15 protein-coding genes are annotated in these 15,119 nt (G+C 67.0%); 7 read left to right on the top strand and 8 right to left on the bottom strand.

Annotated features, from left to right (window positions below; all coding sequences use genetic code 11):
* A partial coding sequence (locus tag AC1DXX_RS19000) for a TonB-dependent receptor (protein ID WP_478135759.1) occupies positions 1–3,754 on the top strand: 3,754 nt, incomplete at its 5' end.
* 64 nt (positions 3,755–3,818) lie between these two features.
* Here the strand turns inward: AC1DXX_RS19000 and AC1DXX_RS19005 are convergent.
* The 4 genes from AC1DXX_RS19005 to AC1DXX_RS19020 form a co-directional block, all read right to left on the bottom strand.
* A complete protein-coding gene (locus tag AC1DXX_RS19005; RefSeq protein WP_478135760.1) occupies positions 3,819–4,058 on the bottom strand; it encodes a hypothetical protein in 240 nt (79 codons plus the stop codon).
* 176 nt (positions 4,059–4,234) lie between these two features.
* Positions 4,235–5,359: a phosphatidate phosphatase App1 family protein gene (locus AC1DXX_RS19010; RefSeq protein WP_478135761.1), complete on the bottom strand. Its 1,125-nt coding sequence runs from the start codon at positions 5,357–5,359 to the stop codon at positions 4,235–4,237.
* Positions 5,356–5,877 carry a dihydrofolate reductase gene (locus tag AC1DXX_RS19015; protein WP_478135762.1) on the bottom strand — a complete coding sequence of 174 codons (522 nt, stop codon included), beginning with the start codon at positions 5,875–5,877 and terminating at the stop codon, positions 5,356–5,358. The genes AC1DXX_RS19010 and AC1DXX_RS19015 overlap by 4 nt, the downstream gene beginning before the upstream one ends.
* Before the next feature lie 16 nt (positions 5,878–5,893).
* Positions 5,894–6,736, bottom strand: coding sequence for a thymidylate synthase (locus tag AC1DXX_RS19020; protein WP_478135763.1), 843 nt, complete (start codon positions 6,734–6,736; stop codon positions 5,894–5,896).
* Between the two features lie 61 nt (positions 6,737–6,797).
* Between AC1DXX_RS19020 and nthA the strand changes: the two genes are divergently transcribed.
* Genes nthA through AC1DXX_RS19035 form a run of 3 tightly spaced genes read left to right on the top strand, consistent with a single transcriptional unit; the run spans position 6,798 to position 8,463 of the window.
* On the top strand, positions 6,798–7,442 hold the full coding sequence (gene nthA, locus AC1DXX_RS19025; RefSeq protein ID WP_478135764.1) for a nitrile hydratase subunit alpha: 645 nt from the start codon (positions 6,798–6,800) through the stop codon (positions 7,440–7,442).
* Complete coding sequence (gene nthB, locus AC1DXX_RS19030) at positions 7,439–8,104, top strand: nitrile hydratase subunit beta (RefSeq protein ID WP_478135765.1); 666 nt, start codon at positions 7,439–7,441, stop codon at positions 8,102–8,104. Before nthA ends, nthB begins: the two co-directional genes overlap by 4 nt.
* Positions 8,101–8,463: a nitrile hydratase accessory protein gene (locus AC1DXX_RS19035; protein ID WP_478135766.1), complete on the top strand. Its 363-nt coding sequence runs from the start codon at positions 8,101–8,103 to the stop codon at positions 8,461–8,463. Before nthB ends, AC1DXX_RS19035 begins: the two co-directional genes overlap by 4 nt.
* Here the strand turns inward: AC1DXX_RS19035 and AC1DXX_RS19040 are convergent, their stop codons facing one another.
* Complete coding sequence (locus AC1DXX_RS19040; RefSeq protein ID WP_478135767.1) at positions 8,464–9,897, bottom strand: FAD-binding oxidoreductase; 1,434 nt, start codon at positions 9,895–9,897, stop codon at positions 8,464–8,466. It lies immediately after the preceding gene.
* Positions 9,894–10,247 (bottom strand): DUF2069 domain-containing protein, encoded by a 354-nt coding sequence (locus AC1DXX_RS19045; RefSeq protein WP_478135768.1) that lies wholly within the window; start codon positions 10,245–10,247, stop codon positions 9,894–9,896. The genes AC1DXX_RS19040 and AC1DXX_RS19045 overlap by 4 nt, the downstream gene beginning before the upstream one ends.
* A 120-nt stretch (positions 10,248–10,367) precedes the next feature.
* On the opposite strand from AC1DXX_RS19045, the gene AC1DXX_RS19050 reads away from it, so the two are divergent.
* Positions 10,368–11,579 (top strand): YihY family inner membrane protein, encoded by a 1,212-nt coding sequence (locus AC1DXX_RS19050; RefSeq protein ID WP_478135769.1) that lies wholly within the window; start codon positions 10,368–10,370, stop codon positions 11,577–11,579.
* Here the strand turns inward: AC1DXX_RS19050 and AC1DXX_RS19055 are convergent.
* Entirely contained in the window at positions 11,482–11,760 is a 279-nt protein-coding gene (locus AC1DXX_RS19055) for a helix-turn-helix domain-containing protein (protein WP_478135770.1), read from the bottom strand. The two genes, AC1DXX_RS19050 and AC1DXX_RS19055, sit on opposite strands and share 98 nt — an antisense overlap.
* Before the next feature lie 131 nt (positions 11,761–11,891).
* Here AC1DXX_RS19055 and AC1DXX_RS19060 point away from each other — a divergent pair, with 131 nt between their 5' ends.
* Positions 11,892–12,893, top strand: coding sequence for a porin (locus tag AC1DXX_RS19060; protein ID WP_478135771.1), 1,002 nt, complete (start codon positions 11,892–11,894; stop codon positions 12,891–12,893).
* A 14-nt stretch (positions 12,894–12,907) separates the two neighbouring features.
* The gene (locus AC1DXX_RS19065; protein ID WP_478135772.1) at positions 12,908–14,782 is read left to right on the top strand and encodes a DUF885 domain-containing protein; all 1,875 of its coding nucleotides are present in this window, start codon (positions 12,908–12,910) and stop codon (positions 14,780–14,782) included.
* On the opposite strand, the gene AC1DXX_RS19070 is transcribed toward AC1DXX_RS19065, so the two are convergent.
* Positions 14,779–15,117 (bottom strand): Mpo1-like protein, encoded by a 339-nt coding sequence (locus AC1DXX_RS19070; protein WP_478135773.1) that lies wholly within the window; start codon positions 15,115–15,117, stop codon positions 14,779–14,781. The two genes, AC1DXX_RS19065 and AC1DXX_RS19070, sit on opposite strands and share 4 nt — an antisense overlap.
* Positions 15,118–15,119: the final 2 nt, after the last annotated feature.

The raw sequence follows: 15,119 nt of genomic DNA on the forward strand, positions 1-15,119 counted from the left end.
CTATCTCACGCAGCGCCTCGGCCTGCCCGAGGCCGCGGCAGCGGCGAGCTCCCGCGGTCCCGACGCGCCCATGGCGGCGCCCGCGTCCGATCCCATCAACTGGGCCGCCAACCGGCGCGTCGAAGTGCGCGTGTACTGGGCCGATGCGGTGCCCGTCGCCGCCACTGCGCCGGCCGCGGCACCGGCCGATACCGGCGTGTGCCGCACCTTCACTGCCATGGGCACCGACGATGCGCCGCTGCGCCTGAGCGTCGATGGCCAATTGCTGACGCCCGACGGCAAGGGGCCATCGAACGTGGCCGGCGAGGGCGCCACCAGCGCCGACCGCCAGCGCTGTGTCGACGTGCAGCTCGAGCGCAACCAGCTGCGCCTGCAGTACGACAACCTCTCGCAGCCGCGCCGCCTGAGCGCCGCCGCATGGCCCACCACCGTGGTGGCCGGCGACACCGTGCGCTTCGCGGGCTACAGCAACTACCTGCTGTTCACCGCCAAGGCCGAGCTGCGCATCTTCTCGGCCAACGACGTCATGCAGCGCCGCCTGCTCGCCACGCTGCCGCTCGACACGGCGATGCGCGGCGAATGGCAGGTGCCCACCGGCCTGCTCGACCGCCTGGCCGATGGTGCCGGCGGCAAGTTCTACTACCGCCTGCGCGTGTACGACCGCCAGGGCCGCTTCGACGAAACCGACGACCTTTCGCTCACCGTGGCCGAGCGCCATGCACCGGAAAAGGCCGTGCCCGATCCGGCGCGCGAGCTGTTGCGCGCCTACGGCCAGAACAACATCGCCATCGCGAACATTCCGTTGGCGGCGGGCACCGTGACCGCCAGCGGCGCGGCCATCCGCCCCGGTGAGACCGTGCGCGCGCTCGGTTTCGCGGTGCCGGTGGACGAGAGCGGCCGCTTCGTGTTCCAGCAGCTCGTGCCGCGCCGCGTGCAGACCGGCGAGATCGCCGTGACCGATGCGCAGGGCGCCACGCGTTCGTACCGCCGCGACTTCGAGCTGCCCGCGAGCGACTGGTTCTTCGTGGGCCAGGCCGACCTCACCGTCGGCAGCAACAGCGTGAGCGGCCCGGCCGCGATCATGACCAACGACAAGAACCGCTATGGCGGTGGCGGCTGGAGCGAAGGCCGGATTGCCGGCTATGCCAAGGGCCAGCTCAACGACCGCTGGACCCTGACCGCCAGCGTCGACACCGAGGAGCGCCCGCTCAAGGAGCTGTTGCGCAACCTCGACCGCAAGGACCCGACCTCGCTGTTCCGCCGCTTCGACCCGGAGGACTCGTGGAGCACTTTCGGCGACGACTCCACCACCATCGAGGATGCGCCCACGCAGGGCCGCTTCTACCTGCGCGTGGACGACGGCCGTTCGCAGGCGATGTGGGGCAACTTCAAGCTCAACTTCGGCGACACCGAACTCACCCGCGTGAGCCGTGGCCTCTACGGCTTCCATGGCCGCTACCTCGGCGACGAGTCGACCTCGTTCGGCGAGGCGCGCCTGAAGATCGACGCCTTCGCGGCCGAACCCGGCACCCTGGCGGCGCGCGAGGAATTCCGCGGCACCGGCGGTTCGCTCTACTACCTGCGCAACCAGGACATCACGCGCGGCGCCGAGCGCGTGAACATCGAGATCCGCGACCGCGATTCGGGTTTCGTGCTCAAGCGCACGCAGCTCGTGCCCAGCTCCGACTACGAGATCGATTACCTGCAGGGCCGCGTGCTGCTCTCCGCGCCGCTGCCCAGCCTGTCGGACGACGGCTCGCTGGTGCGCGCCGGCGGCTTCACCGGCATGCCGGCCTTCCTGGTGGTGGACTACGAATACACGCCGATCGCGAGTTCGCTCGACACGCTCGCGGTGGGTGGCCGCGTGTCGTGGTGGGCCAACGACCACGTGGGCGTGGGCGTGACCGCGTCGCGCCAGGACCAGATCGGCGCCGACCAGCGGCTGGCGGGCGCGGACATCACGCTGCGCAAGACCGAGACCACCTACGTCAAGGGCGAGTTCGCGCGCAGCAAGGGCCCGGGCACCGGCCAGCTCGACTCGCTCGATGGCGGCTTCAGCTTCAGCGGGCGCAACGGCACTTCGGGCACGAGCCTCGGCAACGGGCCCACCGGCAATGCGAACGCGTGGCGCCTCGAAGGCCAGGCGGACCTTGCCGATTTCGAGATGAAGGGCGGCGGCCGCATCAGTGCGTATGCGCAGTCGCGCGATGCCGGCTTCTCGGCACCGGGCCAGTACGCCAGCAATGCGACGCGCCAGGTCGGCGTGTCGGGCACGGTGCCCTTCGGCGAGAAGGGCGAGGCCGGCGAGCTGCGCCTGAAGGCCGACCGCCGCGACGAACGCGACGGCTACAACAGCAGCGTGCTCGACGCGCAATACGGCCTGCGCCTGTCGCCCGACTGGAAGCTGGGCCTCGGCCTGCGCTACGACGACAAGACCGGCGACGCGCTCATCACCAGCCCGTCGCTGCCCACCACGCAGGCGGTCTCGGGTGAGCGCGCCGATGCGGCCGTGCAGCTCGAATACACCGGCAACGACCGCTGGAGCCTCTATGGTTTCGCGCAGAAGACGCTGCGGCGCACCGGCACGCGGCTGGACAACGACCGCCTGGGCCTGGGTGGGCGCTACCGCGTCAACGACAAGCTCGCGCTGCGCGGCGAACTCTCGACCGGCGACGGCGGCCTGGCGGGCAAGGCCGGTGTCGACTACCAGTACGACGACCGCTCCAACCTGTACATGACCTACGTGGCCGACACCGGCCGCACCGACGAGAACCTCATCGGCCGCGGCGGAAGCCTCGTGACCGGCGTGCGCTCGCGCGTGGGCGACGGGCTGACGATGTTCACCGAGCATCGCCAGGCCACCGGCACGCAGCCGGGTCTCACGCATGCCTACGGCGTGCAATATGCGCCCGACACGCGCTGGACCTTCGGCGTCAACTTCGAGAACGGCTGGGTCGGCGCGGAGACGCTGGGCGCCACGCGGCGCGAGGCCGTGGCCCTGACCGCCGGCTATTCGAGCGAGGGCCTCAAGTACAGCGGCGGCCTCGAGTACCGCAAGGACCGCACCGCGGCCGAGTCGCGCACCAGCTGGCTCGTGAAGAACTCCTTCACCTGGAAAGTGAGCGACGACGCGCGCTGGGTCGGCAAATTCAACTGGGCCGACAGCGACAGCACCACGGGCACGCTGGCCGCGGCCAAGTACACCGAGGCCATGCTCGGCTACGCGCTGCGCCCGGCGCTCGACGACCGCTTGAATCTGCTCTTCAAGTACACCTACCTCTACGACCTCTCGTCACCGGGGCAGGTGGTGTCGGCGAGCGGGCGCGAGTCGAGCCTGGGGGCCGTGTCGACCACCGGCATCGACTACCAGCAGCGCAGCCACGTGTTCGCGATCGATGCCACCTACGACGTCAACGAGCGCTGGACCGTCGGCGGCAAGTACGCATGGCGCCGCGGCGAACTGCGCGCGAGCCGCGACAACACGTCGCCATGGTTCAAGAGTTCGGCCGAGCTCGCGGTGCTGCGGGTCGACTGGAAGCTGGTGCGCAACTGGGACTGGATGGTCGAGTGGCGCTCGCTGCGTGCCAAGGAACTCAAGGACCGGAAGAACGGCTGGGTGACGGCCGCCTACTACCACGTCAACGAGAACCTCAAGGTGGGCGTGGGCTACAACTTCACCGACTACTCCGACAACCTCACCGACATGAGCTATCGCAGCAAGGGATGGTTCCTCAACGTTCTGGGCAAATTCTGAGAGCGTGCATGCCCAGGCGGCGCACTGTTGCCGCTGGCCGGCACTCAGGCTCGGCGCCGGAAACTCACAATTCGATGAATGCCGACGTGGCCTTGTTCAGTGCCAGCTTGCCCTTGGTGGTGATCGACTCCACCTGGGCCAGTTGACGTATCGCACGCTCGTCCGGCGCATGCGCGGAAGGCGGGATGAAGGCAGTCACCAACTCGGCCGCACGCAGCACGCGCAGCCTGTCGATGTCTGCGGTCGTGTGGACGACGTATGGCAATTTCTGCTCGGCGAGCACCCGAAGAAATTCCATGGACATGGGCCGTCTCCTTGTCTTGAAGGTGGTTCGGACATTGTGCGCACAAACAATTGGCCGTGCCTAATCCCTGCAACGGACATGCCTTTCGACGAGGTGTACCGAAGTGTTCTTTTCGCCCTGCCGAGGAGACGAACGTGCCAGTTTGTTTCTGGCCGCCGGCACAGCCCGAGTCCTTGCTATCGGCCGGACTGAACCGGCCAGGCCGCGGTGTCCGGCGTCAGGATGTGCCAGAGCACCGGGTCGATGCCCTCGAAGGTCGCGCGGTAGCGATCGGACAGGCGGTCTTCGTCGGTCACGTCGCGGATCACGATGCTGTCGATGCGCTGCGGATGCGCGCGGAACACCTGCGCATAGATTTCCGGATCGGCCTCGCCCGAATCGCCCACCAGCACGAAGCGGCGCTGCGGAAACTCGGTGAGCAGCCGGTCGATGACGCCGAGCTTGTGCGCGCGCGAGTCTTCCGCGCCGGGGATCAGCGTGCGCCAGGTAGTGCTCTCGCGCAGGTGCATGCTGCCCGCAGGAAAGTCGGTGCTGCGGATGAAATCCGCCAGCGCCGGATAGAGCTGGATCGGACTGGCCGACAGATAGTGAAAGCGCGTGCCCGGCGTCAGCGCCAGCGCACGGTAGTAGGCCGCCATGCGCGGCGCGGCCTCGAAGCGCCGCGCGAAGGTGTTCAGCAGCATCTCGCGCCGGTCGCGCACCTGCGTGCGCTTGATGGTGTCGTCGATGTCCGAAATGATCGACACGCCCTGTGCGGGCACGATCAGCGCCTGGCCCCTGAAGCGGTGCAGCAGCTCGCCCGGCCCGGTCACGCCATGGAACTGCAGCCATTCCTGCGATGCCGATGCGCGCGGCGTGTCGATCACCGTGCGCAGGTTGCTGCGGCCGTCGGCGCCCGAGGGTGGCATCTTGACGCGGCCCGGCGCGCCTTCGAAGACGACGTCGATCAACTTGCCTTCTTCGGACTCGGCGTGAAACAGCGCGGTGCGCTGGTTGAAGCGCAGCCGCGCCGCAGGCGACAGCTTCTTCAGGTTCAGGCCGAGGTAGCGCGCGAGGGCGGTGTTCAGGCCCCAGCGCCTTTCGCGTTCGAAGATCCAGGCGTGAACATCGATTTCGAGCCGTCCGTCGCTGGTGGGTCGCGCCGTGCCGGGCAGGAAGAGCGCTTCTTCGTCGGGTTCGAGTGGCTCAGCGGCGCGCAGGGCCTGGATCGGCGCCATGCCGGCGAGCAGCGCCGCGCCCATCACCACGGACCGGCGCCGCAGCTTCGGCGCGGGCGGGTGGCGAGGGCCGTCGTCGCTCATGCCCGCGCGGGTGCGATGCGTTCGTAGGTCACGAAGCTGTAGCCCAGGCCTTCCTTGGCCGAGACGTGCGATTCGCGCTGTGTCTCGCGCCACGCCTTGCTGTCGAGTTCTGGCGCATGCGCATCGCCTTCGTAGTCGCGCGCGAGTTCGGTCACGACCGCACGCAGTGCCAATGGTTCGGCCTCGGCATAGATCTGCGCGCCGCCGATCACCCACACTTCGGGTGACTTCAGTTCCTCGCAGAGCGACAGCGCATCGCGAAGACTGCCCACGGGCTGTGCACCTTCCACACGCCAGTCGGCCTGCCGCGTGACCACGATGTTCTGCCGGCCCGGCAGTGGACGGAAGCGCGGCGGCAGCGAGTCCCAGGTCTTGCGGCCCATGATCACCGGCGCGCCGGCAGTCTGCTGCTTGAAGTGCGCCATGTCTTCGGGCAGGTGCCAGGGGATCGCGCCGTTGGCGCCGATCACGCCGTTGGCGGCGCGGGCGTAGATGAGGTTGATGCGGGTCGTGGTCATCGGCTGAACAATGCGCTCACACGGCCACGGGCGCCTTGATCGGATCGCCATGCTTGTAGTCGAGCACCTCGAAGTCCTCGTACTGGTAGTCGAAGATCGAGGCCGGCTTGCGCTTGATGTTCAGGATGGGATACGGGTACGGATCGCGGCTCAGTTGCAGCGCGACCTGTTCGGCATGGTTGCTGTAGATGTGGCAGTCGCCGCCGGTCCAGATGAAGTCGCCCACGTCGAGGTCGCACTGCTGCGCCACCATGTGCGTGAGCAGCGCGTAGCTCGCGATGTTGAAGGGCACGCCGAGGAAGATGTCGGCGCTGCGCTGGTACAGCTGGCAGCTCAGCTTGCCGCGCTCGCCTTCGGCTTGCGGCGGCGCCACATAGAACTGGAAGAAGGCGTGGCAGGGCATCAGCGCCATCTTCGAGAGTTCGGCCACGTTCCAGGCGCTCACGATGATGCGGCGCGAATCGGGGTTGGTCTTCAGGGTCTTGATGACGTCGGAGATCTGGTCGATGTGGCCTCCATCGGGCGTGGGCCAGCTGCGCCATTGCACGCCGTAGACCGGGCCGAGGTCGCCGTCCTCGCGCGCCCACTCGTCCCAGATGGTGACGCCGCGTTCCTTGAGCCAGTTGTTGTTGCTCGATCCGGTCAGGAACCACAGCAGTTCCTGGATGATGGACTTCAGGTGGACCTTCTTCGTGGTCACCAGCGGGAAGCCTTCGTTCAGGTCGAAGCGCATCTGGTGGCCGAACACGCTCTTGGTGCCCGTGCCGGTGCGGTCGCTCTTGTGCACGCCGTGGGTGTCCACGTGGCGCATGAAATCTTCGTACTGGGAGCGGACGGGGCGGGCGGGCGTGGAGGTCATGGCGGGGGTCTGGCAGAGGCGGGTGTTCGAATTTTAAGTGCCAGCGCGTAGCATGGCGGGCATGAGCGCAGACCACCCCTCCGACGACCACGGCCACGGCCACGACCACAGCGAACTCGGCGAGATGGACCTGCGGGTCCGCGCCCTCGAAAGCGTGTTGACGCAGAAGGGCTACATCGACCCCGCCGCGCTCGATGCGCTGATCGACACCTACCAGACCCGCATCGGCCCGCGCAACGGCGCGCGCGTGGTGGCGCGGGCCTGGGTCGATCGGGAGTTCCACGACTGGCTGATGACCGATGCGACGGCCGCCATTGCCTCGCTCGGCTACAGCGGCCGGCAGGGCGAGCACATGGTGGCGGTGGAGAACACCGACGAGCAACACCACATGGTCGTCTGCACGCTGTGCAGCTGCTACCCGTGGCCGGTGCTCGGCCTGCCGCCCACCTGGTACAAGAGCGCGCCGTATCGCTCGCGGGCCGTGAAGGACCCGCGCGGCGTGCTGGCCGACTTCGGCACCACGCTGCCCGAATCGACGCGCATCCGCGTCTGGGATTCGACCGCCGAGGTGCGCTATCTCGTGATCCCGCGGCGGCCAGCCGGCACCGAAGGCCTTGGCGAGGAAGAACTTGCCGCACTGGTCTCGCGCGATTCGATGATCGGCACGCGGCTGGTGGAAGCGCCTGCAGCAAGGAGCGCCGCATGAGCTATGTCACGCGTGCCGACCTCGGTGGCCAGCCGGGCTTCGGGCCGGTGACGCCCGAGCCCGAGGGCGAACTGTTCCATGCCGCGTGGGAGCCGCGCGCACTGGCGCTCACGCTGGCCATGGGCGCGACCGGCTCCTGGAACATCGATGCGAGCYGCGCGGTGCGCGAGACGCTGCCGGACTATCGCGACCTGAGCTACTACCAGATCTGGCTCGGTGCACTGGAGCAGCTGATGCTTCAGCGCGGACAGGTTTTTCCGGACGAACTCGAGGCTGGCGAGATGCGTCACCCGCCTGCGCCAGTCGCCCGCGTGCTGCAGGCCGCCAGCGTGCCCGTCGTGCTCGCCAAGGGTTCACCTGCAGAGCGCCCCGGGCCGGGCCCGGCGCGCTTTGCCGTCGGCCAGCCGGTGCGCATGCACCTCGGCAAGGTCGACCATCACACGCGGCTGCCGGGTTATGTGCAGGGAAAGCGCGGCGTGATCGCGCATGTCCACGGCGCGCATGTGTTCGCGGATGCGAATGCGCAGGGCCTGGGCGAAAAGCCGCAGTGGCTCTATACCGTGGTTTTCGACGAAGCCGAACTCTGGGGCGAGCAGGCAGCGCCGCAGAACCTTTCGGTCTCGGTCGATGCCTGGGAGAGCTATCTGGAAGCCGCGGCATGACGGGCGACATGCCGTTGGCGCCCGGCATGCCGCGCGATGCCGGCGGCCCGGTGTTCAAGGAGCCCTGGGAGGCCCAGGCCTTCGCAATGACGCTGGCGCTGCACGCGCGCGGCCTGTTCAGCTGGGTCGAATGGGCCGAGGCGCTCGCGGCGCAGATCGCCGCCGCGCAGGCCGCAGGCGACCCCGACACCGGCGACACCTACTACCGCCACTGGCTCGCCGCGCTCGAAAGCCTCGTGGCCCGCAAGGGCGCCAGCTCCGACGACGAACTCGCGCGCTACCGCCATGCCTGGGACCACGCGGCCGACCGCACGCCGCACGGCCAGCCGATCGAGCTGCGCGGCGAGGACTTCGCCTAGCTAGACCCGGATCACGCGGCCCGGGTTGAGGGTGTTCTTCGGATCGAGCCCGCGCTTGATTGCCCGCATCATCTCCAGCGCCACCGGCGACTTGTGCTTCTCGAGTTTGTCGACCTTGAGCGAGCCCACGCCATGTTCGGCCGAGAACGAGCCGCCGAACTTCTCGACCGCGTCGTACACCAGCGTGTTGATGCGGTCTTCCTCGTCCTTGAGAAAGGCCTTGGTGTCGATGTTCTCGGGCGCCTGCACGTTGTAGTGCAGGTTGCCGTCGCCGAGGTGGCCGAAGTTCACGAGCCGCACGCCGGCGATCTCGCGCGCCAGCAGCGCATCGGTCTCGGCCACGAAGGCGGGGATGCGCGACACGGGAATCGAGATGTCGTGCTTGATGTTCAGCCCTTCCTCGGCCTGCGCGAGCGGAATGCTCTCGCGGATGTGCCAGAGCTGGTGCGCCTGCGTGAGGTTCTCGGCCACCACGGCGTCGGTGACGCAGCCGTCCTCGAAAGCCGTTTCGAGCAGCGCCTCGAAGCGCGCGCGCGCATGGTCTTCGGATTCGTTGTCGGAGTTCTCGAGCAGCACGCAGTAGGGTACCGCCGCATCGCCGATGAAGGGCACGCGCAGTTGCGGCATGTGCTTGTCGACCAGGCTCAGCGCGAACTTGCCCATCACCTCGAAGCCCGTGAGCCCCGAGCCCAGGTGCTTGTGCGCGAGGCCCAGCAGCGTGACCGCGTGGTCGAGCGAGGGCACCGCGGCCCAGGCCGTGAGCTGCGCAGCCGGCAGCGGATAGAGCTTCATGGTCGCGGCGGTGATGATGCCCAGCGTGCCTTCGCTGCCGATCATCAGGTCGCGCAGGTCGTAGCCGGTGTTGTCCTTGCGCAGGCCGCTCGTGCCGTCCCAGATCTCGCCCTGCGGCGTGACCACTTCGAGGCCCAGGCACAGCTCGCGCGTGTTGCCGTAGCGCACGACCTGCGTGCCGCCCGCGTTGGTCGCAAGGTTGCCGCCGATGGTGCAGCTGCCCTCGGCCGCGAGGCTCAGCGGGAACAGGTAGCCCTCTTTTTCTGCCGCCTCCTGCAGCGTCTGCAGGATGCAGCCGGCCCCGACGGTCATCGTGAGGTTGGCGGCATCGATGGTGCGGATCGCGTTCAGCCGCTGCAGGCTCAGCACCACCTGCGTGCCGCTGTCGTCGGGAATGGCGCCGACCGCGAGGCCGGTGTTGCCGCCCTGCGGCACGATGGCCGTGCCGGCCGCGGCGCAGGCCTTGACCACGTCGGCCACCTGCTGCGTGTCGGCCGGCCGCACCACGGCGAGCGACTTGCCGCGCGCGCGCTTGCGCCAGTCCTGCTCGTAGGCCGTGAGGTCGCCCTCGTTCAGCACGTGCTGTGCGCCCACGATGGCGCGCAGCTGGTCGATCAATGCAGTGGAAGAAGAAGTAGTCATTGGGCGGAAGCCTCCAGTTGACGGGCAGCGGCCTTGGCGTGGCGCAGGCGCAGCCGCACATGCCAGGCGCAGGCCGCGAAGAGCACGAGGCACAGCAGCACCTCGATGAGCGCGAGGACCTGCCCCACGCGGTTGATGTCGCTCCAGGCGCGCACCACGCCCTCGGTGAAATAGAGCCAGATCATCAGGCTGACCCAGCGGTAGGTGTACATGCGGTTCTTGTAGAGCCCCGCGAGCGGGATCACGAGCGGCAGCACCTTGAGCGCGAGCAGCGAGCCGCCCGGGCGCAGCGGCGCCAGCCACAGCTCCCAGGCCAGGCCCAGCACGATCAGGCCGACGAGGCTGCCCACGGCAAGCCATCGGGTGGCGCGGACGGAAGAGGGCGGAAGCGGGATGGCGGACACAGTGGCGGCGAAAGAGAGGGAGAGGCGCCCCGCGAATGGCGAGCGCCATTGGAAAGGGCGGATGGCATGATACCGGCCATGAATCGCAGGCAGCTTTGGAGGGATCTTTCGCGCTTTCCGTGGCGCAACACCGCGGCGGTGCTGGGCGAGCGTTTTCGCGAAGACCGCCTGGGCCTCACGGCCAGCAGCCTGACCTTCACCACCACCATCGCGATGGTGCCCTTCTTCACGGTGGCGCTGGCCTTGTTCACCGTGTTCCCGATGTTCGCCAAGATGCAGGGGCGGCTGCAACGCTGGCTGATCGAGAGCCTGATTCCGGACAACATCGCGCGGCAGGTGCTCGGCTACCTGAACCAGTTCGCGAGCAAGGCCAGCGGCCTGGGCATCGCGGGCCTGATCGTGCTGCTGATCACGGCGATCGCGCTGATCCTCACGATCGACAAGACGCTCAACAGCATCTGGCGCGTGCGAACGCCCCGGCCCTTTGCGCAGCGCGTGCTGATCTACTGGGCGGCCATCACGCTGGGGCCGGTCATCCTCGCGGTGAGCCTGTCGACCACCTCGTACGTGGTCTCGGCCACGAGCGACGTGGTGGGGCGCGGCGTGGTCAAGTTGTTCTTCGACACCTTCGAGTTCGCGCTGCTCTCGCTCGGCATGGCCTCGCTGTACCACTACGTGCCGAACACCAACGTGCGCTGGTCGCATGCCTGGGCCGGCGGCATCTTCGTGGCGGCGGCGATCGAGATCGCCAAGCGCATGCTGGGCTACTACCTGAGCCTGGTGCCGACCTATTCGGTGCTGTACGGCGCCTTCGCCACGGTGCCGATCCTGCTGGTGTGGATCTACGTGGCCTGGGTCATCGTGCTGCTCGGCGCGGTCATCGCGGCCTACCTGCCGAGCCTGCTGACGGGGGTGGCACGCCGCGGCGGTGCCGCCGGCTGGCCGATGCAGCTCGCCATGGAAGTGCTGCAGCACCTGGCGCGCGCGCAGGCCATGCCGGCCAAGGGCATGGGCGCCAGCGAGCTGGTGACGCGCATGCGGGTCGACACGCTGCAACTCGTGCCGGTGCTCGAAACGCTGGTGGCGCTCGACTGGATCGCGCCGCTGGCCGAGGAGCCCGCCAACGAGGACCCGCGCTACGTGCTGCTGGCCGACCCGTCGACGCCCATCGAGCCGCTGCTCAGGGAACTGCTGATGCCGCAGGCCGAGCCGCTCGAAGACCTCTGGCAGAAGGGGCCGCTGCGCTCTTTGCGCCTGGGCGACGTGCTATTGATCTAGTAACGACTGGATCTTGACCTTGCCCAGCCAGATGTCGCGGTAGCCGCAGACCGAGGTCTTCTTCGAATTGGGCAGGAAGGCGGCTGAGCGCTGACTGCGAGAGCCCCAGCCGCTCGGCGGCGCCGATGGTTGAGCCGCTGGCCCTGATGGCCTGAAACGTTTTGAGTTGTTTGCAATTCATGGGGACGAGGTACGCGATGTCGCGCCGTCCTTCGCATAGGGCAATGCGCAACCGTCATACCGTTGTGGGCAGTGGGACCCCTCAAGACAATCCGCTCCGCGTGAAGTTATTCCAACCACGGGGAGCGAGACTTGAAAAAAAAGAGCATGCATGGGGTTGTCATCGGCACCAGCTTGATGACGGCCGGACTTTCACCCGCTGCGGCCCAACCGGTGCAGATCTATGGTCTCATGACCATGACCGTCAACAGCATCAAGGGGGCGGGCGAGCGCACGGAATTGCGGGACAACACCCGGCTGGGATTTCGTGGCGCCGAGGATCTGGGTGGGGGCATGGGTGCTTTCTTCGGCCTGGAGATGGGTATTGAGGGCGATACGGGCAATACCGGGTCATCCATTCGCAACAGCTATGTGGGGCTGCGCGGCGACCTCGGGACGCTTGCGCTGGGCAGGCTCGATTCGGCGAATCCCACCGGCTCACCGTTGTACTCGCAGGTCACCGCCATTGTTCCGTTCGCGCCTGCCGATTCGGGTGCAACAGCGATCGGCACCGCCATCCTGAACGCGCGCAACCGGACGTCCAATTCGCTGGGTTACATCAGCCCCGGCTGGCACGGTTTTGACATGCGGGCGCGCTACTACCTGCGCGGTGCGCCAAAGAGCCCGGAGGTGGAAAACGGCGCCAAATCCTTCGATATAGGGTTCAACTACACCGACAAGAACCTGCATGCCGGCATCGGCTTTGCCAAGGACTCGCGGCCGGGCGGGCTTTTGGCCAATGAGTTGTCGAGCAAATGGCAAGCGGGCCTGAGCTATGCCTTTGGCCCGGTCGCGCCCTATGCCTTGATCGGCAGGGACACCTACAAAAATACCGCGACCAGCCGCCGTGACGTGGACTATTGGATCGTCGGTGCGAAGTACAGCCAGAACGCACACGCGGTGGCGCTCAACCTCATGCAGCGCGACGTGCAGACCTCCCTCGGCGGCAAGCGCAAACGCCAGCAGCTTGCCTATTTCTACGCCTTGTCCAAGCGGACCGAGTTGCGTGCCTTTGTCGATCGCGACGGTGTCGATTCGAGCCGCCGCAATGTCGCGATTCGTGCGATGGGCGTCGGCATCAAGCATAGTTTCTGAATACGTCCAAGCCCATGATCAGGTTCAAGCAAGTTCTGGCGGCGCTGCTGGTGGCCTTGGCATACCAAGGCACGCCGCAGGCAGCCGCGTATCCGGAAAGACCCGTTCGCAGCGTGATCCCATCTGCTGCCGCCGCGGCAACCAATGCGCAGCAGCCGTTTGACGCCTATGTCGACGAATTGACCGAAGACTGGGTGCGTGCCGACCCGATATCGGCCACGAGCTTGCAGTACTTCTCCGGCGCCGAGCAGGATGCCCTGGACCGCAAACTCAATGCGAAGGACTTTCAGTACGACCTTCCACTCGAGGCGGCTGAAAGGCGCCTGCGTTCACAAGCCGCGCAAGCCGGCCTCTTGCGCCTGGCGAGCTTCTCGCCTGCCGAGCTTTCGCCGACGCAGCGCGTTTCGCAGGCGATGCTCACGTGGCGGTTGCATGACACGCTTCGCAAACTGGACCTGGCCGACCACCGCTTCGTCTTCGAGCAGCGCAGGGGCTTGCACGTCGGTCTTGTGAATTTTCTCAGCCAAAGGCATCCGGTGCGCAATCCACGCGATGTCGAGAACTATCTCGTGCGCCTTGCGCAGGTCGCACCCTTGCTGGACAGGGGCATTGCGGAGGCAAAGGCGCGTGCGGCGGCGGGAATCGTGCCGCCGTCGTTCATCCTGAAGTCGACCATCGACGGCATCGACCGTTTCCTTGCGGTCGGGCCGACGCAAAACGTTCTGGTTGCCTCGCTCGACGAGCGGGGAGCCCGGGTCGAAGGTATTTCCGCGGAGGTCAGGGCCGCCGCGGTAGAAGCTGCGGCGCAGATGGTGCGCACTGACATCGACCCCGCATTCCGGCGCGTCCGCGCGCTGCTTGCCGAGCAGATGGGCGTGGCCACCGATGACGCAGGGCTGTGGCGGCTGCCGCGGGGTGCGCAGGCCTATGCAGCGTTGCTGGCCTCGAACACGACAACCAGGCTCACGCCGGACGAGATCCATGAACTCGGGTTGAAAGAGGTCGCGCGCATCGAGAACGAGATGGACGGACTGCTCCGCAAGCTGGGCTACAGGGACGGAACCGTCAAGGCGCGCTACGACAAGCTGGAAGCCGACTCGCAGCCGCCCGCCGAGCCCGATCCGCGGCCTGCACTCCTGGCTGGATTCGACGAGATTCTGCGCGACGCACAGCGGCGGGCTGCCCTTGTTTTCGACAGGCGCCCCAAGGCGCCCATCGTGGTGAAGAGGGAGCCACCCTTCACGGAAAAAAGCGCATCCGCCCACTACGCCGCACCCGCTGCCGACGGAACACGCCCCGGTATCTTCTGGGCTCCCCTGCCTGGCCCTTCGTTCCCGGTACTTTCCATGCGCACGCTCGCCTACCACGAGGGGGTTCCAGGCCATCATTTTCAGATCACGCTCCAGCAGGAGTCGCAGGAGCTGCCACGGTTTCGCCAACGCCGCAGTTTTGGCCGACTGTCCGCCTTTTCCGAAGGTTGGGCGCTGTACAGCGAGCAGCTTGCGGCTGAACTCGGTTGGTACGAGGATGATGTGGAAGGGCGCCTGGGCCAGTTGGGAAAGGAGCTTTTTCGGGCTCGCCGCCTTGTGGTGGATACCGGCTTGCATGCCAAGCGCTGGACGCGCCAGCAAGCGATCGACTACGGAATACCCGCAACAGAGGTGGAGCGCTACGTGGTCAATCCCGGGCAGGCATGCTCGTACAAGGTCGGCATGTGGAAGATTCTCGAGGTGCGCACAAAGGCGCAGCGCGAACTGGGAGCGAAATTTTCGCTGAAAGACTTCCACAACGTGGTTCTCGGCACCGGCGAGGTGCCGCTCGACGTGCTGGCCAGTGTGGTGGACGCGTGGATCGCGAAAGAAAAAGAACAAGACGCATCGCCACGCTAGAGGGGAATTTTGCCGCTCCAGATGTCCTTGTACATGACCCAGTCGCCCATGAAGGAATAGAGCGGGCGCTTGAAAGAGGCCGGCTTGTTCTTCTCGAAGCCGAAGTGGCCGACCCAGGCAAAACCATAGCCCGCCACCAGCCCGACCAGCAGCCACCACGGGTTGAGCGTGAGCACCAGCGCCACCAGGCACAGCAGCGAAATCGTCGAGCCGGTGAAATGCAGGCGGCGGCAGGTGCGGTTGGCGTGCTCGGTCAGGTAGAAGGGGTAGAACTCCGCGAAGCTCTTGAAACTGCGCGGATCGACAGCAGATTTCGGGGCAGTCGTGGTGTTCATCG

Source organism: Variovorax sp. P4_B10 (genome assembly GCF_056402375.1).